Origin of the sequence: Pseudomonas deceptionensis (assembly GCF_900106095.1) — a bacterium.
Classification (GTDB): Bacteria; Pseudomonadota; Gammaproteobacteria; order Pseudomonadales; family Pseudomonadaceae; genus Aquipseudomonas; species Aquipseudomonas deceptionensis.
Map to the genome: position 1 here is coordinate 1,106,248 of NZ_FNUD01000002.1, position 23,414 is coordinate 1,129,661.

Genomic DNA, 23,414 nt, shown 5'->3' on the forward strand with positions numbered 1-23,414 from the left:
CGGGGTTGCCTCACCTCGCCGGTGTCAGCTGCAAAGTGCTGCGGGTGTTGAGCTGGATTTCGGCTTCATCCATGTGGGTGATGTCGTAGTCGCCTTCGATGTAGGACTCGGCCTGGTCGCGGTAGTGTTTATCGAACGGCACGCCGCTTTGCCCTACCGGGTTGATGGTCAGGCCGTGGGATGGGTCTGCGAAGTCGATCAGGCGTCGGGTAGACGGGCCGTAGGTCACCGGCCAGGGTGCGTTGCCGAGCTTGGCACTGAGGTTGTTCGGTACTTCGTGACTGCCGGGGGCGGCGAAGGGGCCTACGTTGAACAGCCAGTCCAGCGGTTTTTGCCGGCCCAGCGGGTGGTCGTGGGTCAGGGTGTGGGCGCGACCCCAACGCCATTGCGCAGGGTCATCGCCCAGCGTGGCCTTGAGCTGGGCAATACTGGCCTGCCACGCCACCTTGACCGTGTCGGCCCGGGTCTCTTTTTGCGTTGTCGTGCGGTTGTCCCACCACGGGGAGTCGGGGCTTTGGGCCAGACGCGGCAAGGCCGCATCGATCACTCGGGTGCTCAGCATGGCGTCAAAAAAAGCATCGCCCAATTTGTCCCGCATGGCCGCCTCGGTCAGGCTGAACAGGAATTGGTTGAACAGCGTGGCGGCGGTCGAATCCAGCGGGTAATCGCCTTTCCACTGCGCCATTTGTTCCACCAGTTTGCGTTCAGCCGGGTCGCTGACCACTTCGCGCAGTACCGGCAGCAGCGGCTTGAGTACACGTTGCCCATAGTCGGTTGTGGTGCCCAGTTGCAGTGCCTGGCTGTTCTTCAGGTTCCACTTCACGCCGGGCTCGCTGAGCTGGCGATTCAATTGCTGGCCGCGATCCGCCAGGTTGTAGTACCCGGGGATCTCGATGCCAGCCGGTGAGACCGGCTGAAAGTTGGCCGACACGATATAGCCCCGTGGCGGGTTCTCCTCCTGTGGGTTGGCACTGAACGGGTAAAACCCGTCCTTGTCAGCCTGGCCGGTGCTGCCATCCAGAATAAACGCCGGGTTCACCCCGGCCGGGCGCTTGGGCAGTTGCGCGGCCGCCCACCAGCCGATGTCACCTTTGGCGTTGGCCCACACCAGGTTCAACCCCGGCGCCTGGATATACGTGGCGGCCGTGCGGGCCTTACTCAAACTGTCCGCGCGGTTGAGTTGATAGAAACCTTCCAGGATCGGGTTTTTGGTCTCCAAAAAGCCCCACCACATGGCGATCGGGGTGTTGCCCGCCGTGGCGCCCAGTACATCGTTGATGATCGGCCCGTGGGGCGATTGACGCAGGGTGAGCGTCACCGGTGCTTCGCCCTTGACCGCAATCTGTTGCTCGGTGCGGGTCATGTCGACCCACTGGCCGTGGTACCAGACCTGGTTCGGATTGTCCGGATTGGTCTTCTCGGCGATCAGGTCCAGATCGTCGTTCTGGAACATGGTCAGGCTCCAGCCAAAGTCGCGGTTGTTGCCCAAAAAGGCAAACGGCACCAGGGCCTGGTGGTAGCCGTAAAGCTCAAAATCGGGCGCCGAGAGCTGGGCTTCGTACCACACCGATGGCGCTGAAAAACGGATATGCGGGTCACCTGCCAGCAGCGGTTTGCCACTTTGCGTGCGTGCGCCCGATACCGCCCACGCGTTGCTGCCTTCAAACTGCGGCAAGCCGGCCCGGCTCAGGGCCTGGTCGCTGAGTTGGGCCAGCGCGCCCAGGGTTTTCCAGTCGCTGGCCGCCAGTGCCGGGGCCAATACGCCTTGGGGCTGCCAGTCGAGGTCAAAGATTTTCAGGTAGTCGCTGCCCAATTGATCGCGTACGTACGTCATCAGCGGCTCAGTACGAAAGGCTGCGGCAAAGCTGTAGGCCATGTAACCGGCAACGCTGATGGTGTCTTCAGCGGTAAAGGGCCGTGGGGTGATGCCCAGCAGGTCGAACTCCACGGGTTTAGCGTGGGTGGCCTGGTACTGATTGATCCCGTCCAGATACGCCTGCAGGGCCACAAAGGCCGCAGACTGTTGATCCAGCTCGCTCAGGTAACTGGCCGCCCGCTCGCGAATGCGCAGGCTGCGAAACAGCTTGTCGGTATCGACCAGCTTGGGCCCCAGCACTTCGGCCAGCTCACCCCGGGCCAGGCGCCGCATGATTTCCATCTGAAACAGCCGGTCTTGCGCCTGCACATAGCCAAGGGCGCGGTACATGTCAGCCTGATTGCCCGCGCGAATATGCGGCACCCCGCGCTCGTCATAACGCACCGTGACCACCCCTTGCAGCCCGTCCAGCGCAGCCTGGCCCTGACGCTCGGGCAGCTTGCTTTGCACGTACCAGACCCCGCCGCCTGCGAGGGCGGCGACGATAAGGGCGATGACGGTCAGGCTGCGTTTCATGGAGCGTCCTTTGACGGGTGAGTGCTACGGCGAGTGTAGGGGCTTGGACTTGATAGAGAAAGTCAGTCTTCAAGTAGTGCGGGAGTTCGTTTAATTATATGTAGGTTTCGGCCTACGATATTAGTGCTTGCATCCTACGCTGCAATACGTTGTGCGGATCAGACTACCTATCTATAAGTAGGTGGCGTGATTTATATACAGCACACAATAGTTTGGCCTGACTTGGTTTTTGAATAGGCTCGTTACGATCAATCTTGTTGAACTGAATTATTACGCTTGGCTTTCATGGGCGGGCTGGCGGGGTCACGCAACTATTAGCCGCCCGTGATCAGGGTGTTTTAATTATTGCCCGATACGCGTTTTACATGGCGTGTGTGATACGCGTGAGTTGATTGATAACAATAAGCGGGAGATTTGCCAGAGCACTTTTAATCCGGAAGGTGTATGCGATGAATTACCCTGATGGCCACTTGAGCTGCGCAAGGCTTATGAATAATAAATGGGTATTTAAAAACAACGAAAGTGTGTGCGGTGCAGTTAAGCAAGTCCTGTTGCTACTTAAAGTACCTGCGGGTGGACAGGCCGCGCTGGGCTGCCTGCCTGCCCGGTGCGGGGGCATGGAGCGGCGTTTCACCGGGCAGCGATGCTGCAGGGCTTGTCCATGTCCGAGTACTTGCGCCCATGGTTGACCCCCGCAGCGCCAGCTACCGTGGCGGCCTCACCTTGCCCTCGCCGTTGCTTCAGGCGCACGCGCAAGCCATGTATCCGGCCCTGGCGCTGGAGCGGGCGCGGCTTTCGGGCAGCCGGCTGGTGTTCGATTCAGCCGATGGTTTTGTCCGCAGCATCAGCCAGGGTTTTTTCCTGCTGAAAATTCCCCGAGGTTTGGTGTGCGAGCCCGTCGACCAGTTTGCGCGGCAATTTTACCTGCCTGCCGGCGGTTATCGCGATATGGAGGTGCCCGGGCTCTACCAGGGCTATTTTGATCGCCCCGACGATCAGTGGGAGAACTTCTACATCGAGCGCGGCAATTGGCACCTGTTGCCGCAAGCAGTCGCGATGCCGGGGGCACACATGGCGTCGATCGGTTTGCATGTGCTGCGCAACACACTGGCGTTTCTGGAGCTGCCCGTGGCCGACTGGCCCCGGGTGTCGGGAGGCCTGAGCGATAACGGCGGCTACCAGATGCTGGCGTTCAACCATTTCCGCTCTTCGAAAAATGCCCGGGGCTGCAAATTTCACCGCGACCCCGGCTGGGTGACGGTGCGGCGTTCCATTGAGCCCGGTATGTTCGCTTGGGTTGATGGGCAGATACGCGCGATCAATCCTTTGCCAGGCTATTTCATCATCAATTTCGGCAGCTACTTCGAGGTGTTGACCGAGCGCCTGGCAACACCGGTCAGGGCGAATATCCACGGCGTGGCGCAATTGGAGCCCCGCCCTTCGGAGCATGAGCGCACGACCTGCACGCTGTTTCTGGGCTCGGCGCTTAACGCCCATCTGTACCAGTACCGCAATGGCCGGGCAGTGGTTAGTTGATCTCGGTGGGTGTTTTGATGCTGGCCTTCGGGAGACTGAGTGATGGCTTTGGCCACGGGCAATAGCAGCCTACGGCCATGGTGTGAGTGGCCTTGACCGGGCGGCCTTCGCTCAATGCCTGCAGGATCGGCTCGATAAAGCTGTTGCTGGCGTTGCAGGTGGCGCCTTCGCTGTAGGGGCCGAAATAGGCCAGCTGGCCGCTGTGATCCCAGATGGCCACTGCCGGGCTGGCGCTCAGGTGCTCGGCGCCGGGCAGGCTGGCCAGGGGCTTGATGGCGCCCAGAGTGGCGGGCAACTGGCCCTGGGTGCCGGGCTTTTGCACTGAATAGAACTCGACGCCCAGGGGCACATAGTGCGCCAGCAGCTCGGTCAGATGCTGTTGGTTGCCGACGTTGCACGGGCAGGCCGGGTCCCAGAAGTGCACCACGCGGATCGGTCCCGGGCCGGACAGTTCGGCGGGCAGGCTCAGCACATCCCCGGCGAACAGTGCGGTCTGATCGCTGAAGGCACGGATGTAGCGGCCCTGAAACCAGTCGTAAGCGACCCACAAACCCACGGCGCAGATCAGCGTCAGCAGGCAGGCCAGCAGAGTCTTGAAGGTGGGCACCGGCATGCAAATAGTTCCTGGAGGGCTGCGTAGCTTGCCATGCTTGACCTGACAGATGAACATCGACGGTCTATAAAGCTTGTTTCGTCATTCCCCCGCTCTGTTTGGAAACCCTTATGCCAGCCCCGTTTACTCCCGATTCCTTGCGCGCCAGCTTGCAGCCCTTGGTCGCGGGTCAGCCGTTATCGAGTGAGGGCCTGGCGTATCAGCACTTTTACGGGCTGGATTTCCCCCACCGCCCGGTGGCGGTCAAGCGCCAGCTGGGGCGTTTTAGCGCGGGCAGTTACGAGCTGGTCAGCCAGGTGTGGTGGCCGGAGTCGGCGCCGGTGGCGACGCTGTTTGTGATCCACGGGTTTTACGATCACATGGGGCTGTATCGGCATGTCATCGAGTGGGGCCTGAACCGGGGGTTCGCGGTGATTGCCTGTGACCTGCCGGGGCATGGACTGTCCAGTGGCGAGCGGGCCAGCATCGACGATTTCACGCAGTATCAGGCGGCGTTGCAGGGGTTGTTTATCGAGGCGCAATCGCTGCAACTGCCGCAGCCCTGGCATCTGTGCGGGCAGAGCACGGGGGGCGCGGTTGTGTTGGATCATCTGCTGCACTACGGGGCGCAAAGCCCGGCTCAGGGACAGGCGATCCTGCTCTCGCCGCTGGTTCGGCCCATGGGCTGGCGCTGGTCAAAACTCAGCTATTACCTGCTGCGCCCTTTCGTCAAAGGCATTGCCCGCCGTTTCAGCGAGAACTCCAACGACCCGGATTTCTTGCCGTTCCTGCAGGCTGATCCGCTGCAACCGGTACGTCTGCCAACGGCCTGGGTGGGGGCGCTGTCGCGCTGGATTCCGCGCATCGAAGGCGCGCCACCGTGTGCGCGTCAGCCGTTGGTGATCCAGGGGCAGGCCGACAAAACGGTGGATTGGCCGCATAACCTTGAGGTGTTGAAGGCCAAGTTCAAACAGCCTCAGGTGCTGTTGTTGCCTGAAGCGCGGCACCATCTGGCGAATGAAACGGCTGAGATTCGCGAAAGGTATTTCGCGTTTCTGGATAAGTACTTCTGATCTGCGATAAAAATCCCACAGGGACATTTGAAACAGCAGGCCTATTGAGTCAGGTTGGAAGTACTTTGCCCCACCGCCAGCCCGGCGCGGATCGCGGCCAGCGCGGCCTGGTAATAGGTTTTGCCTTCAGACGATTCAGCAAAGGTGACGAATTCTTCCAGCTCCGGGTCAGACAGGTCGCGATAGACGTAGAGCAATGTGTTATCCAGCTCACCTGCGATCTGATCCATCAAGCGCTGGCGCTGGCCATTGAGCATGCTTTGGGCCTGCCCGCCGCCCAGCAGCCCCGGGATCATGGAGCTCAAACTGTCAGCGGCCACCCCGGCAATCGCCAGGCTGACTTCAGCTCCGGCTTCACGGGCGGGCAGCGCGCGGGATAAATGATTGATCAGCAACTGGCGCGTGGCGCTGGCTTCCATACGCGGCAAGCCCTGCGCGTGCTTGGCCAATTGATCGCGGCGGGTCGCCAGCAGTTCTGCGGCCACAATCTTGCTGCCCAATGGCGACTGAAAAAAAGTCAGTGCGGGATCAGGGTCAGGCAGATGTTTGCGCATCTGCTCTTTGGCGCGCTTGTCCATTGCCTCGGGCGCAAAACGCTGGTTGCTGTTGTTGACCAGTGCCTGGTAAACAGCCGGCGGCAAATTGTTGCGATAGCGTTCCTGGGCGGCACTGAGCGCGTCATTGAAATGCGCACGTTGTTGCGGCCAGCCAGCAACCGTAAACAGGTCATCAAGGTTGTCTGCCCATGCGGGTAACGTACAAAACATAACGATCAGTAAAAGCAAGCGGCGCATGAGGGACTCCTGTCTGCAGGGCGCTATTGTCCGGGTGGGTGTAGGACTTGTCGAGAATTCGTCTCTCTGTATTCGGCTTAAAGTGCGCAGATGAATTTTTTCGACGTTGCCAGCCAGACGGAGCTGTCAGATTTTGAGGCGGCTCGATACTATGCGCGCCATGCAAATACCCTCTGATCATCCGCTGTTGCTACGCATCGTCGACGACCTGTACGCGCAGGGATGGTCACAGCAAAATATTTTCCTGCCCGAGGCTTTGACCCTCGAACTGGCGGCTGAGTGCCATAAACGTTCTGCCGAGGGTGAGTTGACCCCGGCAGCGGTTGGGCGCGGCCTGACGCAGGAGGTTCGCGAAGGTATCCGCGGAGACCATATCCAATGGCTGGAGCCGGGAGAGGCTTTGGCCTGCGACAGTTATCTGGGGTTAATGGAAAGCCTGCGAATCGCCATGAATCGCAGGCTTTTTTTGGGCCTGGAGGACTTTGAAAGTCACTTTGCGCTGTACCCGCCCGGTGCGTTTTACCTCAAGCATCTGGACCGTTTTCGCGACGATGACCGGCGCATGGTGTCGGCCGTGGTGTACCTCAATCAAAGCTGGCTGCCAGAGCACGGTGGGCATTTGCGCATGTACCTCGACGGTAATGTCGACTATGACGTGCTGCCGACCGGCGGTTGCCTGGTGGTATTTCTCTCCGGGGAGATCCCGCACGAAGTGATGCCGGCGACCCGTGACCGTCTGTCGTTGACCGGCTGGTTCCGCCGCCGCGCTACCGAGGTGTTCTTATGACCCACAAGCTGTTGATCAGCCGCTGTCTGTTGGGTCATCGGGTGCGTTACGACGGTGGCGCCAGCGGCCCGTACGCGCAACTGGCGCAATGGCAGGCCGAAGGCCGGGTCATTGCGCTGTGCCCGGAAGTGGCGGGCGGTTTGCCCACGCCCCGTGCTCCGGCGGAAATACCCGGCGGCCAGGGGGCTCAAGTGCTCGACGGCACGGCGCCGGTGATGACCGTTGAAGGCGAGGACGTGACCGCAGCGTTTGTGTCCGGGGCCCGTCAGGCATTGGCGTTGGTGCAGCAGCACGGTATCGGCATTGCTATTCTCAAGGCCAACAGCCCGTCTTGCGGCAATGTACTGACCTATGACGGCAGCTTCAGCGCCACCAAGGTTGAGGGCCAGGGCGTGACGGCGGCGTTGCTGATCCGTGCAGGCGTTCAGGTGTTCAGTGAGTTGCAGCTGGAAGAGGCCGCCGAGGCGTTGGCGCAGCTTGATGCCCGGTGATGACGTCGGCTGACAGCCAGTGGCCACAAGGCCTTGTAGAGCGGGGAATTGAGTTCAGGTAACATCCGGTGCCACTTTGCCCAGGGGATACACGATGACTGACAAGCCAAAACCGCAGCCCTCGACCGCGTCTGAAAGTGCCGACACGGCACTGCATCATATCGTTGATGGTTTTTTGCATTTCCATCACGAAATCTTCCCCGAGCAAGAAGCCTTTTTCAAAAAGCTCGCCACGGCCCAAAACCCGCGCGCCATGTTTATTGCCTGCGCCGATTCGCGCATCGTGCCGGAGCTGATCACCCAGAGTGCTCCGGGTGATCTGTTCGTAACGCGTAACGTGGGTAACGTTGTGCCGCCATACGGTCAGATGAACGGTGGTGTTTCGACGGCCATCGAGTACGCGGTGCTGGCACTCGGCGTGCAGCACATCATCATTTGCGGGCATTCGGATTGTGGCGCGATGCGTGCGGTGCTCAACCCCGCCAGCCTGAAAAAAATGCCGACGGTCAAAGCCTGGTTGCACCACGTTGAAGTGGCCAAGACCATGGTGCAGGACAACTGCAACTGCGCCAACGAAGCGGAAAGCATGCACGTGCTGACCGAAGAGAATGTGATCGCCCAGCTGCAACACTTGCGCACGCACCCGTCGGTGGCGTCACGCATGGCCAACGGGCATTTGTTCATTCACGGCTGGGTGTACGACATCGAAACCAGCGAGATCAAGGCCTACGACGCCGACAAGGGCGCTTTCCTGCCGCTGGACGGCACCAGCCCGATCCCGAGCGCGACGCCCAAAGCGCGGTTTTAAACTGCATGAACTGTGGGAGCGAGCCTGCTCGCGAATGGCCTTCGCGAGCAGGCTCGCTCCCACAGCTGAAGTCTTCCTGCAACCACTGTTACAGCGCCAAACCAACGCCCAATTGTTTGGACAGGCACGGCCAGCGCTTCCAGGCAGCACCGGTCTGCGGGCTGGTCAGGCGCTCGCGGTAGGCCTCGACCGACTCCAGGGCAAAGCTGTCGTCGTTGAGCATCAGGTCAACGGCGTGGTGCACGGCTGCGTCGAGCTGGTTGGCAAAATCTTCGCCGATCAACTGGTGGGCAATCAGATTGGCCACGGTCATGTCCAGCGGGATCAACGGCTGCTGGAAGTGCTTGATGTAGAGATCGTTGACCTCTTCGACCAGGCGGTGCGCCAGGTAAGCCTCGTCCAGTAAACCTTCAAGCCCTTGGTGGCCATCAAGCAGCGGCAGAGGCTGAGCAAAAAACTGCTCGGCGATTTTCAGGATCGGCTTGATTTGCGATTCGATACCGGCCTCGCGAGCGACTTCATTGGCCGCATCGAGCAAGTCGGGTACCTGGTCGATATAGGCGCTGACGAAACGCGTCATCACTACATTGCGGTCGACTTCAGGCAGTTGAATGGCGGTGTGAAGGTGTGGCAATTGAGCGGCCAGATGCTTGGCGAGCAGGCCCGTTTCGGCCTCATGTTCTTGGGCACGCGAGATCTGCACGCGGATGGCGGCGGTGTTCATGGGAACTCCAGGGGAGGCGCTAGGCAGGGAAGTACTTTAAAAGTAGCCGTCCTCAAGTCAAGGAGAGGGCTTTTTTCAGGGGGGCTATTGTCGTTCATTTTATGACCGGGCAGTGAGTGCCATTTGTCGATGGGGCCTTATTTCATTGTTTTGACCCCTCGCGTTGCGGGGTTGGTCCCGGTGTCTATACTCGTTTTTGTAACCGTTTTTTGATGACGCCCGACTGCCTGAGCAGACGAGGCTCGGCGGTAAGAGTTCGCAGGTTTGAAAACCGCCCCCTTGTAGCGCTGCCCGTAACACGATGCAGACTGGCGCAATAACAAGAAAAATAAAGGGGAACCCAGCGATGCGACATCCACACCTATGGATGGGCCTGCTGTTGTGGTCAGTTTTCAGCCAGGCGCAAGCGGCCTGGACCGTGAATATGGCGCCGGGTGCGACCGAAGTCAGTCATGCGGTGTTCGACCTGCACATGACCATCTTCTGGATCTGTGTGGTGATCGGCATCATTGTCTTCGGCGCGATGTTCTGGTCGATGATCGTTCACCGCCGCTCCACCGGTCAGGTGGCGGCCAAGTTCCATGAAAGCACCACGGTCGAGATTCTCTGGACCGTAATTCCCCTGCTTATTCTGATCGCCATGGCCGTGCCTGCGACCATTACCCTGATCAAGATCTATGACAGCAGTGAATCGGATGTCGACATCCAGATCACCGGCTATCAGTGGAAGTGGCACTACAAATACCTGGGTCAGGACGTCGAGTTCTTCAGCAACCTGGCCACCCCCGCCGAGCAAATCCATAACCAGGCCCCCAAGGGCGAACATTACCTGCTTGAGGTCGATGAGCCGCTGGTGTTGCCCATTGGCGCCAAGGTGCGGTTTCTGGTGACCTCGGCCGACGTGATCCATTCCTGGTGGGTGCCGGCCTTTGCGGTCAAGCGTGATGCCATTCCCGGCTTTATCAACGAAGCCTGGACCCGGGTCGAGAAGCCCGGCATCTATCGCGGTCAGTGCGCCGAGCTGTGCGGGAAGGACCACGGGTTCATGCCGATAGTGGTCGACGTCAAAACCCGCCCGGACTACGACGCCTGGCTGGCCGAGCGCAAGGCGCAAGCGGCACAGCTCAAGGAACTGACCAGCAAGGACTGGACCCTGGACGAACTGGTGGCCCGTGGCGACAAGGTCTACCACACCGCCTGCGTGGCCTGTCACCAGGCTGAGGGGCAGGGCCTGCCACCCATGTTCCCGGCACTCAAGGGCTCGCCGATAGCCACCGGCCCGGCGGCCGATCACCTGCACCGCGTGTTCTTCGGCAAGCCGGGCACCGCCATGGCCGCTTTCGGCAAGCAGTTGTCAGAAGTTGATATTGCGGCCGTGGTCACTTTCGAACGCAACGCCTGGGGCAACAACAAGGGCGACATGGTGACGCCAAAAGACGTACTGGCGCTCAAACAGGCGCAAGGCAAATGAGCCGCTCAGGGATGTGCGTGCACAACGGTCGGGGGCAACGTGCCGCTGGCTTCTTGGTCCAGCTGTTTGCAGGAGTCAGGACATGAGTGCTGTTATCGATGACCACGGCCATGCAGACGGTCAGGCACATGGACCGGCCAAAGGCTTGATGCGCTGGGTGTTGACCACCAACCACAAAGACATTGGCACCTTGTACCTGTGGTTCAGCTTCTGCATGTTCCTGCTCGGCGGCTCGTTCGCCATGGTGATTCGCGCCGAGCTGTTCCAGCCAGGGCTGCAAATCGTGGCCCCGGCCTTCTTCAACCAGATGACCACCATGCACGGGCTGATCATGGTGTTCGGCGCGGTCATGCCGGCGTTTGTCGGCCTGGCCAACTGGATGATCCCGCTGATGATCGGTGCGCCGGACATGGCCTTGCCGAGGATGAACAACTTCAGCTTCTGGCTGCTGCCCGCGGCGTTTTTGCTGCTGGTCTCAACCTTGTTCACCGCAGGCGGAGGGCCGAACTTCGGCTGGACGTTCTACGCGCCGCTGTCCACGACCTATGCCCCCGAAAGCGTTACATATTTCATCTTTGCCATTCATTTGATGGGTATCAGTTCGATCATGGGCGCGATCAACGTGATCGCCACTATCCTCAATCTGCGTGCCCCCGGCATGACACTGATGAAAATGCCGCTGTTTGTCTGGACCTGGCTGATCACGGCCTTCCTGCTGATCGCGGTGATGCCGGTGCTGGCCGGTGTGGTGACCATGATGTTGATGGACATTCACTTCGGGACCAGTTTTTTCAGCGCCGCGGGTGGCGGTGACCCGGTGTTGTTCCAGCATGTGTTCTGGTTCTTCGGGCACCCCGAGGTGTACATCATGATCCTGCCGGCCTTCGGGGCGGTGAGCGCGATCATCCCGACCTTCTCGCGCAAGCCGCTGTTCGGTTACACCTCGATGGTTTACGCCACGGCCAGCATCGCGTTCCTGTCGTTTATCGTGTGGGCGCACCACATGTTCGTGGTGGGGATCCCCCTGGTGGGCGAGCTGTTCTTCATGTACGCCACACTGCTGATCGCGGTGCCGACCGGGGTCAAGGTGTTCAACTGGGTCAGCACCATGTGGCAAGGCTCGCTGACCTTCGAGACGCCGATGCTGTTTGCCGTGGCCTTTGTGATTCTGTTCACCATTGGCGGGTTTTCCGGGCTGATGCTGGCCATAGCCCCGGCGGACTTCCAGTACCACGACACCTATTTTGTGGTGGCGCATTTCCATTATGTGCTGGTGCCGGGCGCGATCTTTGGCATCTTCGCCTCGACCTACTACTGGCTGCCGAAATGGACTGGCCACATGTACGACGAAACCCTGGGCAAGCTGCATTTCTGGTTGTCGTTTGTGGGCATGAACCTGACCTTTTTTCCGATGCACTTTGTAGGGCTGGCCGGCATGCCGCGTCGGGTGCCGGACTACAACCTGCAATTTGCCGACTTCAACATGGTGTCGTCGATTGGCGGGTTCATGTTCGGCGCTACGCAGTTCCTGTTCCTGTTTATCGTCATCAAATGCATTCGCGGCGGCCCCAAAGCGCCAGCCAAACCCTGGGACGGCGCCGAAGGTCTGGAGTGGAGCGTGCCTTCGCCCGCGCCGTACCACACCTTCACCACGCCCCCGGAGATCAAGTGAGCACTCAAAAACCCCTCACCCTCTCCCGGAGGGAGAGGGTGAGGGGCTTTTGCTCTTCTAAAGGAGATTGAGTGTGAACAACTCAAAGCCGATCAAACGTCTGGTTCTGCGCCTGCTGCTGCTGGTGGTGGTGATGTTTGCCTTCGGCTTTGCGCTGGTGCCGATTTACGACGTGATGTGCAGAGCCTTCGGCATCAACGGCAAGACCGCCGGGCAGTACGAAGGTGAGCAGGTGGTGGACCCGAGTCGTCAGGTGCGGGTGCAGTTTTTGTCCACCAATGCCATCGACATGGTGTGGGAGTTTTACCCCAAGGGCGATCAGTTGGTGGTCAACCCGGGCTCGGTCAACGAGATGGTCTTTGTGGCCTACAACCCCACCGATCACCCCATGTCGGCGCAAGCCGTGCCGAGTATTTCCCCCGCCGAAGCGGCCCAGTACTTCCACAAGACCGAATGTTTTTGCTTTACCCAACAGGTGCTGCAACCGGGTGAACGGATCGAAATGCCGATGCGCTTTATCGTCGATCGTGCCATGCCCAAGGATGTGAAACACCTGACCCTGGCCTACACGCTTTTCGACATCACCGCTCGCCATCCGCCCGTCGCCGCTGTCGTCGGCAAGGATGCTGAGCGGCCTGTCCGATAAGGAGAATGCACCATGGCAACTCACGATCAGTACTACGTCCCGGCGCAAAGCAAGTGGCCGATCATTGCCACGGTGGGCCTGCTGGTTACGGTGTATGGCCTGGGGACATGGTTCAACGATCTGAAGGCGGCGCGGCCAGAGTCCCATGGCCCGCTGATCTTTTTCTGTGGCGCCCTGATAGTGGCGTACATGATGTTTGGCTGGTTCGGCGCGGTCATCAAGGAGAGCCGCGCAGGTCTCTACAGCCCGCAGCTGGACCGCTCGTTTCGCTGGGGCATGACCTGGTTCATCTTTTCGGAGGTGATGTTCTTCATCGCGTTTTTTGGTGCGCTGTTTTATGTGCGCCACTTGTCTGGCCCGTGGCTGGGTGGCGAAGGCAGCAAGGCGGTGGCGCACATGCTGTGGCCGGACTTTCAGTTTGCCTGGCCGCTGCTGCACACCCCCGACCCTGCGCTGTATCCGCCGCCCAAAGGCACCATCAGCCCGTGGGGCTTGCCGCTGCTCAACACGGTGTTGCTGGTCACCTCCAGCGTCACCCTCACCATCGCTCACCATGCCTTGAACAAAGGCCATCGCGGGGCGTTGAAGTTCTGGCTGGGGCTCACGATATTGCTGGGTATCGGGTTTTTGGGGTTTCAGGCCGAGGAATACATCCACGCCTACACGGAACTGGGGCTGACCCTGGGTTCTGGGGTGTATGGCGCGACGTTCTTTATGCTCACCGGCTTTCACGGCGCCCACGTGACCATTGGTGCGCTGATTTTGCTGGTGATGCTGATTCGTATCGTGCGCGGGCATTTCACAGCCGAGCATCAGTTCGGGTTTCAGGCTGCGACCTGGTATTGGCACTTTGTGGACGTGGTGTGGCTCGGCCTGTTCTTGTTTGTGTATGTGCTGTGAGCCGCCCATGACGCGCTTTCGCCCCGGCATCGCGCCCACCCTGGTGGTGTTGGCGTTGCTGCCGTTATTGGTATTTTTGGGCTTCTGGCAGCTTGCCCGCGGCGAGCAAAAGCGTGTATTGCTCGACAGTTATGCCCAGCGCCAGGCTGCCGCGCCGGTGACGGCCGGGCAATTGTTGAGTACCGATGAGCCGGCGTTTCGCCGGGTGCAGCTGCGCGGGCATTTCGACGGGCAACACAGCCTGCTGCTGGACAACCGCGTGCGCGACGGCAAGGTCGGTGTCGAGTTACTGCAACCGTTTCAGGATCAGGCCAGCGGCCAGTGGCTGTTGCTCAATCGTGGCTGGCTGCCCTGGCCAAGTCGCCTTGCGCCGCCGCAGTTCAGCACCCCCGAGCAGATACTGGACATTCAGGCCTGGGTCTATGAGTCGCCGGGCGCCCCCTTTCAATTGCACGCCGACCCGGCCGATGCGCCTTGGCCACGGCTGGTGACGGCGGTCATGCCGGCCAAACTGTGGGCCGAACTGGGGCGCGAAGGCTTTGCCGATGAAGTGCGTATCGCCCCCGGCCCGGGCGCGTATCAGGCTGACTGGCCGCTGATTTCCACGGGCATGGGCCCGGAAAAACACACCGCGTATGCCGTGCAATGGTTCGCCATGGCGCTGGCCCTGCTCGGTCTTTATCTGTACCTCGGTTGGCACAATGCTCAGGAGAAACGCCATGGGAACGGCCATCAATCCGCCTGATACCCCGCACGCCATCGCCCCGGCGACACGGCGGCGCGGGCGGTTGCAGTTGATCCTGATCTTGCTGCTCACCGTCGGTCCGATGGTGCTGGCTACAGGCATGTACAAACTCAAGTTCTGGGTGCCCGAAAGCCGCAGCTATCACGGTGAAATGATCGGTAACGGGCAAAGCCGCGCCGCCCTTGGCGTGGCCACGGATGAACAGCGGTGGCAACTGCTGGTGACCGCACCTCAAGGCTGCGCGGCCGATTGCCAGCAACTGGTGTACCTGGCCCGACAGCTGCAAATCGGCCTGGGCCGTGATGCCTCACGTGCGTCCCACGGGTTGGCGGTTGCACAACCGGTGAGTGCGGATTACGCCGCCAAGTTGCAGCTCGAATACCCGCAATTGCAGCGCTACACCCTGGACCTGCCGACCTACGCACAGGGCGCCGAGGGCAACGGTGCGGCGCAACTGTGGATCATCGACCCCCACGGCAATCTGGTGCTGCGCTACGGCCCCGGGGTCAACGGCAAGGACGTGCTCAACGACCTGCGCCACCTGCTCAAGCTGTCCAATATCGGATAGGGGAATGTCATGGCCAAAGCCGGATTTCGTCTCGCCTTGCTGGCCACCTTGCTGGCGCTGGTGGTGGTGCTGCTCGGCGCCTACACCCGCCTGACCCATGCCGGGCTGGGCTGCCCCGACTGGCCCGGCTGTTATGGTTTCATCAGCGTGCCCAGGACCGAGGTGCAACTGGCCCATGCCGAGCTGCACTTTCCCGATACACCGGTGGAGGCCGACAAAGGCTGGAGCGAGATGACCCATCGTTATTTCGCCGGCACCCTGGGGGTGCTGATCCTGCTGCTGGCCGCCCGGGCCTGGACGCAACGCCATCTACCCGATCAACCCCTCAAGCTGCCGCTGTTCATCTTGCTGGTGGTCATTGCCCAAGCGGCCTTTGGCATGTGGACGGTGACGCTCAAGCTGTGGCCCCAGGTGGTCACCGGGCATTTGCTGGGCGGGTTCGCAACCTTGAGCCTGTTGTTTTTGCTGACCTTGCGCTTGTCCGGCGTATTGCCGGCACTGGCCGTGCCGCGCCGCTTGCAGCGCTGGGCCACGGCCGGGCTGGTGCTGGCGATCATGCAGATTGCGTTGGGTGGCTGGGTCAGTTCCAACTATGCCGCTGTGGCGTGTGTCGACGTACCGACCTGCCACGGGCAATGGTGGCCCGAAGCCGATTTTGCCAATGGTTTCCATCTGACTCAGCACATCGGCCCCAATTATCTGGGAGGGCAGCTGGACAGCGAGGCCCGCACTGCGATCCACCTCACCCACCGTCTCGGCGCGTTGCTGCTGACCCTGGTATTGCTGGGGCTGGCCTGGCAGTTGCGCAAGGTCGGCATGACCCGGCTGGCGGGTTTGCTGTTGGTGGCGTTGGCCGCGCAAATCAGCCTGGGGCTCAGCAACGTGGTGTTTGGTTTGCCGCTGGCGGTGGCGGTGGCGCATAACGCCGGAGGCGCGGTGTTGCTGATGACGCTGGTGCTGGTCAACTACCACGCCCGCACCGCACTGGTCAGGATCAAGGCCCCGCGCTTTGCCCGCTGGACCTTCAGCCTTAAAGGAGAGCAGCCATGGCGACCTTGATTGTCGAGCGCCCGCAGCAAGCGCTATGGCGTGATTACCTGGAGCTGACCAAGCCCAAAGTACTGGTGTTGATGCTGATTACTTCATTGGTGGGCATGTTTTTGGCGACACGCTCCGGTGTGCCCTGGACGGTGCTGGTCTTCGGCAACCTCGGGATCAGTCTGTGTGCCGGCGGCGCGGCGGCGGTCAATCATGTGGTGGACCGGCGCATTGACGCGCTCATGGCCCGCACCCACAAACGGCCATTGGCCCAGGGTCGTGTTTCGCCGCTGGCGGCGCTGGCATTCGCCCTGTTGCTGGCATTGGCGGGCATGGGGTTGTTGCTGGCATTCACTAACCCGCTGACGGCCTGGCTGACCCTGGCTTCCTTGCTCGGCTATGCGGTGATTTACACCGGATTTTTGAAGCGTGCCACGCCGCAAAATATCGTGATCGGCGGGCTGGCCGGGGCTGCACCGCCGCTGTTGGGGTGGGTGGCGGTGACGGGGCACGTCACGGCCGAGCCGTTGCTGCTGGTGCTGATTATCTTCGCCTGGACCCCGCCGCACTTTTGGGCGCTGGCCATTCATCGCAAGGAGGAGTACGCCAAGGCGGATATCCCGATGTTGCCGGTGACCCACGGCGAGCACTACACCAAGGTGCATATCCTGCTGTACACCTTCGTATTGCTGGCCGTCAGCTTGCTGCCGTTTGTGATTCACATGAGCGGCTTGCTCTATCTGGCGTGTGCGCTAGGGTTGGGCGCACGCTTTCTGCATTGGGCGTGGGTGCTGTACCGTGGCACCCAGCCGCACGCTGCGATCAACACGTTCAAGTACTCTATCTACTACCTGTTCTTGCTGTTTATCGCGCTGCTTGTCGATCACTACTTAGTGTTGAACCTATGACTAAAACTCAAAAAACCGTCTTTATCCTTGTCGCGCTGGTGGCCTTGGTCATGGGGCTGACGTTTAACAAAATGATGTCGGGTAAAAGCCAGAGCGATAACACCACCCTGATTGATGCGGGGATCATTTTGTTGCCCCAAAGCCGTCAGTTGCCGGACCTGAAGATGACCAACCAGGACGGTCAGCCGGTGGTGATGAACGAGCTGAAGGACAAGTGGAGCATGCTGTTTTTTGGCTACACCTTCTGCCCGGATATCTGCCCGACCACGCTCGCCCAGCTGCGTCAGATCAAAAGCGAGCTGCCTAAAGAGGTGCAGGACAAACTGCAAATCGTGCTGGTCAGCGTCGACCCTAACCGCGACACGCCGCAGCAGCTCAAGCAGTACCTGGGCTACTTCGACCCGCAGTTTGTGGGCCTCACCCCGAGTTCAATCGATGAGCTGCAAACACTGGCCAACGCGGTGAGCATTCCGTTCATTCCGGCCGATACCAGCAAGCCGAACTATACGGTCGATCACAGCGGCAATCTGGCGCTGATCGGGCCGGACGGCACGCAGCGGGGATTTATTCGCGCACCGTTCAACACCGCCAAAATGGTTGCCCAATTGCCGGGGTTGGTGCAGAGGAAGTAAATCAAGGAGGGGTGAAAGCGATGTAGCCGCTGCTGCAGGTTGCGGCAGCGGCTACACGGTAGTACTTAGAACGCCGGAACGATGGCGCCTTTGTACTTCTCAAGAATGAAAGCTTTCACTTCTGGAGTGTGCAGGGCAGCTACCAGCTTTTTCATGTCATCCGAATCTTTGTCATCCGGGCGAGCTACCAGAATGTTCACGTAAGGCGAGTCGCTGCCTTCGATGACCAGTGCGTCTTTTTCCGGGTTCAGCTTGGCTTCCAGCGCGTAGTTGGTGTTGATCAGTGCCAGGTCAACCTGGGTCAGCACGCGTGGAATGGTGGCCGCTTCCAGCTCGCGAAACTTCAGGTTTTTAGGGTTGCTGGTGATGTCCTTGACCGTGGACAGGATGTTGGTCGAGTCCTTGAGCTTGATCAGCCCGGCCTTGTCCAGCAGCAGCAGGGCACGGCCGCCGTTGGTGGCATCATTGGGGATCACGACGGTGCTGGCGTCCTTGATCTCATCAAGCTTTTTGTACTTGCTCGAGTAAGCGCCCAGCGGTTCCAGGTGGACAGCGGCAACGCTGACCAGGTTCGTGCCCTTGGCTTTGTTGAACTCATTCAGGTACGGCTGGTGCTGGAAGAAGTTGGCGTCCAGACGTTTTTCGGCAACTTGCACGTTTGGCTGGATGTAGTCGGTGAAAACCTTGACCTTGAGGTTGACGCCCTCTTTGGCCAGCGCAGGTTTCACGAACTCCAGGATTTCAGCGTGGGGTACCGGGGACGCAGCCACCGACAGATCGCCCGCGTGGGCCGAGAACGCCGCTACAGCGGCCACAGCAGCAAATAACTTCTTCATTCAGCAACTCCTTGTGAACACCTGATTTCAGGTATCTGCCAGCCTTGGCTGGCGGTTACGTTTATTAACGCGGGTCGCGTTTATTTGCGCGAAAAGTGCACCACCAGCCTGTCGCCAACGGTTTGCAGAATTTGCACCAGAATCAGCAACAGCACCACCGTGACAATCATCACGTCAGGCTGGAAACGCTGGTAGCCGAACCGGATCGCCAAGTCGCCCAGACCGCCTGCGCCGACCACACCTGCCATTGCGGTGTAGCCCACCAGCGTAATGGCTGTGACCGTGATCGCGGCAAAGATGCCGGGGCGCGCTTCGGGCAGCAGGGCGTTGGTAATGATTTGACGCGTATTGGCGCCCATCGACTGAGTGGCTTCGATGATGCCGCGGTCCACTTCACGAAAGGCGGTTTCAACCAGGCGTGCAAAGAATGGCGTAGCCCCCACCACCAGCGGCGGAATGGCCCCGGCAACACCCAGCGATGTTCCGGTGATCACCACGGTAAGCGGGATCATGACCACCAGCAGGATGATGAACGGCAGCGAACGCAAAATGTTCACCACGAACGACAGCGCTGCATACAGACTTTTTTGTTCGAGCAGCTGACGCGGGCTGCACAGGAACAGCAGGATGCCCAGCGGCAGACCGAGCAATACGGTGAACAGCAGCGAACCGCCGAGCATGATCATGGTGTCGCCGGTGGCCAGCCAGATTTCGTACCAGTCGATATTGGCGAAAAAGCCCAGGAAAGATTCCATTAGCGCAGCACCTCCATATGAACGTCTGCAGCAACGAAGCGGGCGAAAGCCGCTTCCATGTCGCCACCGGTGATGGCGAGGGTCAGTTGCCCATAAGGGGTGTCTTTGATGCGGTCAATGCGACCGGCCAGGATGCTGTAGTCCACGCCTGTTTCGCGGGCAATAGTGCCCAGCAACGGTGCGTAGGTAGCTTCGCCCTGGAAGGTCAGGCGCACGATGCGGCCAGGAACATGGGCGAAATCGTCACGTTGTTCGCTTTCGTCGATCTGCTCGTCCTCCTGCACAAAGCGCTTGGTGGTCGGGTGCTTGGGGTGCAGGAACACTTCAGCCACCGGGCCTTGTTCAACGATAACGCCGCCATCCATCACCGCCACTTCGTCACACACGCGACGGATCACATCCATCTCGTGCGTGATCAGCACGATGGTCAGCTTCAGCTCGCGGTTGATTTCAGCCAGCAACTGCAGCACCGAGGCCGTGGTTTGCGGGTCGAGGGCACTGGTGGCTTCGTCGCACAGCAATACTTTGGGTTTGGTGGACAGGGCACGGGCAATGCCCACGCGCTGTTTTTGGCCGCCCGAAAGTTGCGCCGGGTATTTTTTGGCGTGGTCAGACAAGCCCACGCGCTCCAGCAGCTCGGCAACACGCTGATCGATGGCACTGCGGGACAATTCACCGGCCAGTGTCAGCGGCATCGCAACGTTATCGGCAACCGTCTTGGATGCCAGCAGGTTGAAGTGCTGGAAAATCATGCCCACTTGCTGACGGAAACGGCGCAGGCCATTGGCGTCCATTGCGGTTACGTCTTCGTTGTCGACGATGATCTTGCCACCGCTTGGGGTTTCAAGGCGGTTGATCAGGCGCAGCAATGTACTTTTACCCGCACCGGAGTGGCCAATCAGGCCGAACACCTGGCCGCTCTCAACACGCAAACTGGTGGAGTGCAGCGCGGGGATGTCCTTACCGGCAACCCGGTAAGTTTTATGAACGTTATGAAACTCAATCACGTAGCGAACCTTGTGGGCGCGTAAATAGAAGTTCAGCGGTAAGCCGGGCACGCATCTTATCGTGCTCGCATATGCTTGACTTAGCATTTATTGGTGGCAAAACCTTTGATTTTGGAATAAGAATTCAAAGGTCAGAAAATGCCAATCGCCGCGTGCGCCAGTTTTGCGCAAGGGCGCAGAACTCTGGGTTGGCACAGGCGGCGATCTTTTGTTTCAAGGCTTGCGCGGTGTCAGTACCAATTGCGCAGGCACATGGCGAATGATCTGACGCTCAAGGCTCAGATCAAACCCGGGGTCGAGCTTTTTAACCCGTTTGCCGATCAGTGTGGCCAACCATGGGTAGTCCGCTGTACGCGGGACTTGCAGGCTGACGGCGCACTGGTAATTGACGATATCTTGCGCGATCAAATCCAGTTGATGGCGAAGTTTCGCAATATCGGTGATGTTCAGCGTTACGGTGGTGCTTGGGGCAGCAGGGTCGATCACTTTGGCCTGTGGTCGTGCCTCGGCAGCCTTGAGGGCAGCCTCAGCCTTCTCCAGCTCGGCTTTGCGCGCCTGGGCAATGGCACCCGTGACGCCGCCGGTCAGGGCCGGGGCCGTGGGCATCAAGGCACGGGCACGGCTCAGGGCTGTGGCGGCGGCGTTGACATCACCTTTTTGCAGAACGATCTGGCTGCGCTGCAAGTAGGCTTCTGCCAGCTGGCGCTGGTACTGCACCAACTGCGGATCATCCGGCGTTTGGGCCTGCAAGGCGCTCAGTTGGTCTTCTGCGGTCGCAAGTTCGCTGCTGGCCAGGTTTTGTTCCAGCTGTGCGATGGCCACAGCGCGTGCGTCAGCGGCAGTAGTGTCGGCCGACGGCGTGCTTTGGCAGGCGCCCAGCAGCAAGGAAAATGCGGCCAGGAGCAAGTAACGGGAGTTGAACAGCTTCATTCCTGCGGCTCTCTAAGTGCGCAAAAAACAAGCAAGTCTACACCCCTCGACGGGGCAGAACAAAACTCAGCAGAAACAGTGCCGCGGCGCACACCACAATCGATGGCCCTGCCGGCGTGTCTTTGAACCATGACAATGCCAGGCCGCCACACACGGCCAGTATTCCCAGCACACTGGCGCCCAGTGCCATTTGCTCCGGAGACCGGGCGTGGCGTTGGGCCGCCGCAGCCGGAATGATCAGCAAGGAAGTGATCAACAGCACGCCGACGATCTTCATCGCCACGGCAATGACTACCGCGATCAGCAACATCAGGGTCAAGCGTAACGCTGCTACGGGCAAGCCTTCAACCGTAGCCAATTCCTCGTGCACGGTAATGGCCAGCAGTGGCCGCCACAGCGCGACCAGGAGCGCCAGTACTGCGGCGCTGCCGCCCAGGATCCACATCAGGTCGGTGGGGCTGATGGCCAGCAGGTCACCAAACAGGTACGCCATGAGGTCGATCCGAACTTCATGCATGAAGCTTAGTACGACCAGCCCGAGGGACAAGGTACTGGGGGCAAGAATTCCGAGTAGCGTGTCGGAAGCCAGCGACTGACGCTGTTGAAGCGTGACCAGCAACACGGCCAGGAGCAGGCATCCCACGGTCACTGCGATCGTGGGGCTGACGTCCAGCAGAAAGCCCATCGCCACACCCAGCAGCGCTGCGTGCGACAACGTGTCGCCGAAGTAGGCCATGCGTCGCCACACCACAAACGAGCCCAGTGGTCCTGCAACGATTGCCAAAGCCAGGCCTGCCAGCAGGGCGTAAATCAGAAAATCAGCCATGCTTGCAGCCTTCTCCATGTACGTGAGCGGGCGCCGCAGGGGTGCCGTCGCTGACCACTGAGCCATGCAAGTCATGGGCGTGGTCGTGATGGTGGTGATAAATCGCCAGGCTTTGTGCGTTTTGGCCAAACAGCTCAACAAAGGCCGGGTCGCTGCTGACCTGCTCTGGATGGCCCGAGCAGCAGATATGGCGGTTGAGGCACACCACCTGATCGGTAGTGCTCATCACCAGATGCAGGTCGTGAGAAACCATCAGCACGCCGCAGCCGTGGCGGTCGCGCAGGCGGGTGATCAAGGCGTACAGCTCTGATTGACCGGCCACGTCCACGCCTTGTACCGGCTCGTCGAGCACTAGCAGTTCGGGTTTTCGCAGCAGGGCGCGGGCCAGCAGCACGCGCTGCATTTCACCGCCCGACACGCTCTGCACCGGGCTGTCGATGACCTTTTCAGCGCCGACTTCCTTGAGTGCGGACAATGCCTGGGCGCGGTCTACACCGGGCACCAGACGCAAAAAACGCAACACGGACAACGGCAGTGTCGGGTCGACGTGCAGTTTTTGCGGCATATAACCAACGCGCAGTTTGGGCTTGCGCCATACGCTGCCGCTGGTGGGTTTGAGCAGGCCCAGCACCGCCTTGACCAGCGTGGTCTTGCCGGCGCCGTTGGGGCCGATCAGGGTCACGATCTGGCCCGGCTCAACGCTCAGCTCAATGTTGTCGAGTACGTTTTGCCCGGCATAGGTCACGGTGACGTGTTCCAGGCGAATCAGTGCAGCGCTCATCAGGCCTCCCGGCAACCCGAACACAAGCCGACCACTTCGACGGTCTGGCCTTCGACAGTAAAGCCGACATCGCGCGCGCTGTTGATAATCGCGTCGCTGATGGTTTTTTGTTCAAGTTCAATGGCTGCATGGCAATTGCGGCAAATCAGGAATTGGCCCTGATGCGGATGCTCGGGGTGGCTGCAGCCAATAAAGGCATTGAGCGACGAGATGCGGTGCACCAGGCCATTGTCGAGCAGGAAATCCAGCGCCCGGTACACGGTCGGTGGCGCGGCGCGGCGGCCGTCCTGCTCGCTGAGTACGGCCAGAATGTCGTAGGCACCCAGCGGCTTGTGGCTCTGCCACACCAGCTCAAGCACCCGGCGCCGCAATGCGGTCAGGCGCAAACCCTTTTGCGCACACAGGACGTCGGCTTCTGAAAGCGCGCTGTGGACACAGTGGGAGTGGTCATGGGGACGGCTGGCAAGCGGTGTCATGGGCATGGGCGGCGACGTTTTTTGAG

Annotated in this window: 25 protein-coding genes; 14 read left to right on the forward strand and 11 right to left on the reverse strand. The window is 60.2% G+C overall.

All coding sequences use genetic code 11. From position 1 onward, the window contains the following. Positions 1-10: 10 nt before the first annotated feature. Positions 11-2,392 carry a penicillin acylase family protein gene (locus BLW11_RS04915; RefSeq protein WP_048361357.1) on the reverse strand — a complete coding sequence of 794 codons (2,382 nt, stop codon included), beginning with the start codon at positions 2,390-2,392 and terminating at the stop codon, positions 11-13. A 681-nt stretch (positions 2,393-3,073) separates the two neighbouring features. Between BLW11_RS04915 and BLW11_RS04920 the strand changes: the two genes are divergently transcribed. Further along, the gene (locus BLW11_RS04920) at positions 3,074-3,928 is read left to right on the forward strand and encodes a hypothetical protein (protein ID WP_048361356.1); all 855 of its coding nucleotides are present in this window, start codon (positions 3,074-3,076) and stop codon (positions 3,926-3,928) included. Here the strand turns inward: BLW11_RS04920 and BLW11_RS04925 are convergent. Next, positions 3,921-4,541 carry a DUF6436 domain-containing protein gene (locus tag BLW11_RS04925; RefSeq protein ID WP_048361355.1) on the reverse strand — a complete coding sequence of 207 codons (621 nt, stop codon included), beginning with the start codon at positions 4,539-4,541 and terminating at the stop codon, positions 3,921-3,923. The genes BLW11_RS04920 and BLW11_RS04925 overlap by 8 nt on opposite strands. Before the next feature lie 110 nt (positions 4,542-4,651). Here BLW11_RS04925 and bipL point away from each other — a divergent pair, with 110 nt between their 5' ends. Beyond that, the gene (gene bipL, locus BLW11_RS04930; protein WP_048361354.1) at positions 4,652-5,593 is read left to right on the forward strand and encodes a phospholipase BipL; all 942 of its coding nucleotides are present in this window, start codon (positions 4,652-4,654) and stop codon (positions 5,591-5,593) included. 41 nt (positions 5,594-5,634) lie between these two features. Here bipL and BLW11_RS04935 read toward each other — a convergent pair whose 3' ends face one another. Continuing rightward, on the reverse strand, positions 5,635-6,387 hold the full coding sequence (locus tag BLW11_RS04935) for a DUF2059 domain-containing protein (protein ID WP_048361353.1): 753 nt from the start codon (positions 6,385-6,387) through the stop codon (positions 5,635-5,637). Positions 6,388-6,538: 151 nt separating this feature from the next. Here BLW11_RS04935 and BLW11_RS04940 point away from each other — a divergent pair, with 151 nt between their 5' ends. The 3 genes from BLW11_RS04940 to BLW11_RS04950 all read left to right on the forward strand — a co-directional run bounded on the left by BLW11_RS04940 (position 6,539) and on the right by BLW11_RS04950 (position 8,473). Continuing rightward, entirely contained in the window at positions 6,539-7,174 is a 636-nt protein-coding gene (locus tag BLW11_RS04940; RefSeq protein WP_048361352.1) for a 2OG-Fe(II) oxygenase, read from the forward strand. Next, the gene (locus BLW11_RS04945; protein WP_048361351.1) at positions 7,171-7,665 is read left to right on the forward strand and encodes a 2-thiouracil desulfurase family protein; all 495 of its coding nucleotides are present in this window, start codon (positions 7,171-7,173) and stop codon (positions 7,663-7,665) included. Before BLW11_RS04940 ends, BLW11_RS04945 begins: the two co-directional genes overlap by 4 nt. 94 nt (positions 7,666-7,759) lie before the next feature. Beyond that, positions 7,760-8,473, forward strand: coding sequence for a carbonic anhydrase (locus tag BLW11_RS04950; protein WP_048361350.1), 714 nt, complete (start codon positions 7,760-7,762; stop codon positions 8,471-8,473). Positions 8,474-8,561: 88 nt separating this feature from the next. Here BLW11_RS04950 and BLW11_RS04955 read toward each other — a convergent pair whose 3' ends face one another. Next, on the reverse strand, positions 8,562-9,197 hold the full coding sequence (locus BLW11_RS04955) for a hypothetical protein (protein ID WP_048361349.1): 636 nt from the start codon (positions 9,195-9,197) through the stop codon (positions 8,562-8,564). A 346-nt stretch (positions 9,198-9,543) separates the two neighbouring features. On the opposite strand from BLW11_RS04955, the gene coxB reads away from it, so the two are divergent. The 9 genes from coxB (at position 9,544) to BLW11_RS05000 (ending at position 17,777) form a co-directional block, all read left to right on the forward strand. After that, the gene (gene coxB, locus BLW11_RS04960) at positions 9,544-10,668 is read left to right on the forward strand and encodes a cytochrome c oxidase subunit II (protein ID WP_074836711.1); all 1,125 of its coding nucleotides are present in this window, start codon (positions 9,544-9,546) and stop codon (positions 10,666-10,668) included. 82 nt (positions 10,669-10,750) lie between these two features. Beyond that, entirely contained in the window at positions 10,751-12,340 is a 1,590-nt protein-coding gene (gene ctaD / locus BLW11_RS04965) for a cytochrome c oxidase subunit I (RefSeq protein WP_048361347.1), read from the forward strand. A 73-nt stretch (positions 12,341-12,413) separates the two neighbouring features. Then, complete coding sequence (locus BLW11_RS04970; protein ID WP_048361346.1) at positions 12,414-12,986, forward strand: cytochrome c oxidase assembly protein; 573 nt, start codon at positions 12,414-12,416, stop codon at positions 12,984-12,986. 12 nt (positions 12,987-12,998) lie between these two features. Further along, entirely contained in the window at positions 12,999-13,886 is an 888-nt protein-coding gene (locus BLW11_RS04975) for a cytochrome c oxidase subunit 3 (RefSeq protein ID WP_048361345.1), read from the forward strand. Between the two features lie 7 nt (positions 13,887-13,893). Beyond that, a complete protein-coding gene (locus BLW11_RS04980) occupies positions 13,894-14,631 on the forward strand; it encodes an SURF1 family protein (protein WP_048361344.1) in 738 nt (245 codons plus the stop codon). Then, on the forward strand, positions 14,606-15,199 hold the full coding sequence (locus BLW11_RS04985) for a hypothetical protein (protein ID WP_048361343.1): 594 nt from the start codon (positions 14,606-14,608) through the stop codon (positions 15,197-15,199). The genes BLW11_RS04980 and BLW11_RS04985 overlap by 26 nt, the downstream gene beginning before the upstream one ends. 9 nt (positions 15,200-15,208) lie before the next feature. Beyond that, positions 15,209-16,258 carry a COX15/CtaA family protein gene (locus BLW11_RS04990; RefSeq protein WP_048361342.1) on the forward strand — a complete coding sequence of 350 codons (1,050 nt, stop codon included), beginning with the start codon at positions 15,209-15,211 and terminating at the stop codon, positions 16,256-16,258. Then, positions 16,246-17,145: a heme o synthase gene (gene cyoE, locus BLW11_RS04995; protein ID WP_048361341.1), complete on the forward strand. Its 900-nt coding sequence runs from the start codon at positions 16,246-16,248 to the stop codon at positions 17,143-17,145. Before BLW11_RS04990 ends, cyoE begins: the two co-directional genes overlap by 13 nt. After that, a complete protein-coding gene (locus BLW11_RS05000) occupies positions 17,142-17,777 on the forward strand; it encodes an SCO family protein (RefSeq protein ID WP_048361340.1) in 636 nt (211 codons plus the stop codon). Before cyoE ends, BLW11_RS05000 begins: the two co-directional genes overlap by 4 nt. 65 nt (positions 17,778-17,842) lie before the next feature. Here the strand turns inward: BLW11_RS05000 and BLW11_RS05005 are convergent, their stop codons facing one another. The 7 genes from BLW11_RS05005 to BLW11_RS05035 form a co-directional block, all read right to left on the reverse strand. After that, positions 17,843-18,613 (reverse strand): MetQ/NlpA family ABC transporter substrate-binding protein, encoded by a 771-nt coding sequence (locus tag BLW11_RS05005; protein WP_048361339.1) that lies wholly within the window; start codon positions 18,611-18,613, stop codon positions 17,843-17,845. 80 nt (positions 18,614-18,693) lie between these two features. Further along, positions 18,694-19,368, reverse strand: coding sequence for a methionine ABC transporter permease (locus BLW11_RS05010; protein ID WP_048361338.1), 675 nt, complete (start codon positions 19,366-19,368; stop codon positions 18,694-18,696). Next, positions 19,368-20,375, reverse strand: a complete 1,008-nt coding sequence (locus BLW11_RS05015) for a methionine ABC transporter ATP-binding protein (protein WP_048361468.1) — start codon at positions 20,373-20,375, stop codon at positions 19,368-19,370. The genes BLW11_RS05010 and BLW11_RS05015 overlap by 1 nt, the downstream gene beginning before the upstream one ends. A gap of 213 nt (positions 20,376-20,588) precedes the next feature. Next, the gene (locus BLW11_RS05020; protein ID WP_048361337.1) at positions 20,589-21,305 is read right to left on the reverse strand and encodes a PA5502 family lipoprotein; all 717 of its coding nucleotides are present in this window, start codon (positions 21,303-21,305) and stop codon (positions 20,589-20,591) included. Positions 21,306-21,342: 37 nt separating this feature from the next. After that, positions 21,343-22,131 carry a zinc ABC transporter permease subunit ZnuB gene (gene znuB, locus BLW11_RS05025; RefSeq protein ID WP_048361336.1) on the reverse strand — a complete coding sequence of 263 codons (789 nt, stop codon included), beginning with the start codon at positions 22,129-22,131 and terminating at the stop codon, positions 21,343-21,345. Continuing rightward, positions 22,124-22,912: a zinc ABC transporter ATP-binding protein ZnuC gene (znuC, locus tag BLW11_RS05030; RefSeq protein WP_048361335.1), complete on the reverse strand. Its 789-nt coding sequence runs from the start codon at positions 22,910-22,912 to the stop codon at positions 22,124-22,126. The genes znuB and znuC overlap by 8 nt, the downstream gene beginning before the upstream one ends. Continuing rightward, the gene (locus BLW11_RS05035) at positions 22,912-23,394 is read right to left on the reverse strand and encodes a Fur family transcriptional regulator (protein ID WP_048361334.1); all 483 of its coding nucleotides are present in this window, start codon (positions 23,392-23,394) and stop codon (positions 22,912-22,914) included. Before BLW11_RS05035 ends, znuC begins: the two co-directional genes overlap by 1 nt. Between the last annotated feature and the right edge of the window lie 20 nt (positions 23,395-23,414).

What these genes read in the sequence shown, in the direction of transcription:
- BLW11_RS04915 (WP_048361357.1), bottom strand. Translation starts at nt 2,392, where the DNA reads ATGAAACGCAGCCTGACCGTCATCGCCCTTATCGTCGCCGCCCTCGCA.
- BLW11_RS04920 (WP_048361356.1), top strand. Translation starts at nt 3,074, where the DNA reads ATGGTTGACCCCCGCAGCGCCAGCTACCGTGGCGGCCTCACCTTGCCC.
- BLW11_RS04925 (WP_048361355.1), bottom strand. Translation starts at nt 4,541, where the DNA reads ATGCCGGTGCCCACCTTCAAGACTCTGCTGGCCTGCCTGCTGACGCTG.
- bipL (WP_048361354.1), top strand. Translation starts at nt 4,652, where the DNA reads ATGCCAGCCCCGTTTACTCCCGATTCCTTGCGCGCCAGCTTGCAGCCC.
- BLW11_RS04935 (WP_048361353.1), bottom strand. Translation starts at nt 6,387, where the DNA reads ATGCGCCGCTTGCTTTTACTGATCGTTATGTTTTGTACGTTACCCGCA.
- BLW11_RS04940 (WP_048361352.1), top strand. Translation starts at nt 6,539, where the DNA reads ATGCGCGCCATGCAAATACCCTCTGATCATCCGCTGTTGCTACGCATC.
- BLW11_RS04945 (WP_048361351.1), top strand. Translation starts at nt 7,171, where the DNA reads ATGACCCACAAGCTGTTGATCAGCCGCTGTCTGTTGGGTCATCGGGTG.
- BLW11_RS04950 (WP_048361350.1), top strand. Translation starts at nt 7,760, where the DNA reads ATGACTGACAAGCCAAAACCGCAGCCCTCGACCGCGTCTGAAAGTGCC.
- BLW11_RS04955 (WP_048361349.1), bottom strand. Translation starts at nt 9,197, where the DNA reads ATGAACACCGCCGCCATCCGCGTGCAGATCTCGCGTGCCCAAGAACAT.
- coxB (WP_074836711.1), top strand. Translation starts at nt 9,544, where the DNA reads ATGCGACATCCACACCTATGGATGGGCCTGCTGTTGTGGTCAGTTTTC.
- ctaD (WP_048361347.1), top strand. Translation starts at nt 10,751, where the DNA reads ATGAGTGCTGTTATCGATGACCACGGCCATGCAGACGGTCAGGCACAT.
- BLW11_RS04975 (WP_048361345.1), top strand. Translation starts at nt 12,999, where the DNA reads ATGGCAACTCACGATCAGTACTACGTCCCGGCGCAAAGCAAGTGGCCG.
- BLW11_RS04980 (WP_048361344.1), top strand. Translation starts at nt 13,894, where the DNA reads ATGACGCGCTTTCGCCCCGGCATCGCGCCCACCCTGGTGGTGTTGGCG.
- BLW11_RS04985 (WP_048361343.1), top strand. Translation starts at nt 14,606, where the DNA reads ATGGGAACGGCCATCAATCCGCCTGATACCCCGCACGCCATCGCCCCG.
- BLW11_RS04990 (WP_048361342.1), top strand. Translation starts at nt 15,209, where the DNA reads ATGGCCAAAGCCGGATTTCGTCTCGCCTTGCTGGCCACCTTGCTGGCG.
- cyoE (WP_048361341.1), top strand. Translation starts at nt 16,246, where the DNA reads ATGGCGACCTTGATTGTCGAGCGCCCGCAGCAAGCGCTATGGCGTGAT.
- BLW11_RS05000 (WP_048361340.1), top strand. Translation starts at nt 17,142, where the DNA reads ATGACTAAAACTCAAAAAACCGTCTTTATCCTTGTCGCGCTGGTGGCC.
- BLW11_RS05005 (WP_048361339.1), bottom strand. Translation starts at nt 18,613, where the DNA reads ATGAAGAAGTTATTTGCTGCTGTGGCCGCTGTAGCGGCGTTCTCGGCC.
- BLW11_RS05010 (WP_048361338.1), bottom strand. Translation starts at nt 19,368, where the DNA reads ATGGAATCTTTCCTGGGCTTTTTCGCCAATATCGACTGGTACGAAATC.
- BLW11_RS05020 (WP_048361337.1), bottom strand. Translation starts at nt 21,305, where the DNA reads ATGAAGCTGTTCAACTCCCGTTACTTGCTCCTGGCCGCATTTTCCTTG.
- znuB (WP_048361336.1), bottom strand. Translation starts at nt 22,131, where the DNA reads ATGGCTGATTTTCTGATTTACGCCCTGCTGGCAGGCCTGGCTTTGGCA.
- znuC (WP_048361335.1), bottom strand. Translation starts at nt 22,912, where the DNA reads ATGAGCGCTGCACTGATTCGCCTGGAACACGTCACCGTGACCTATGCC.
- BLW11_RS05035 (WP_048361334.1), bottom strand. Translation starts at nt 23,394, where the DNA reads ATGCCCATGACACCGCTTGCCAGCCGTCCCCATGACCACTCCCACTGT.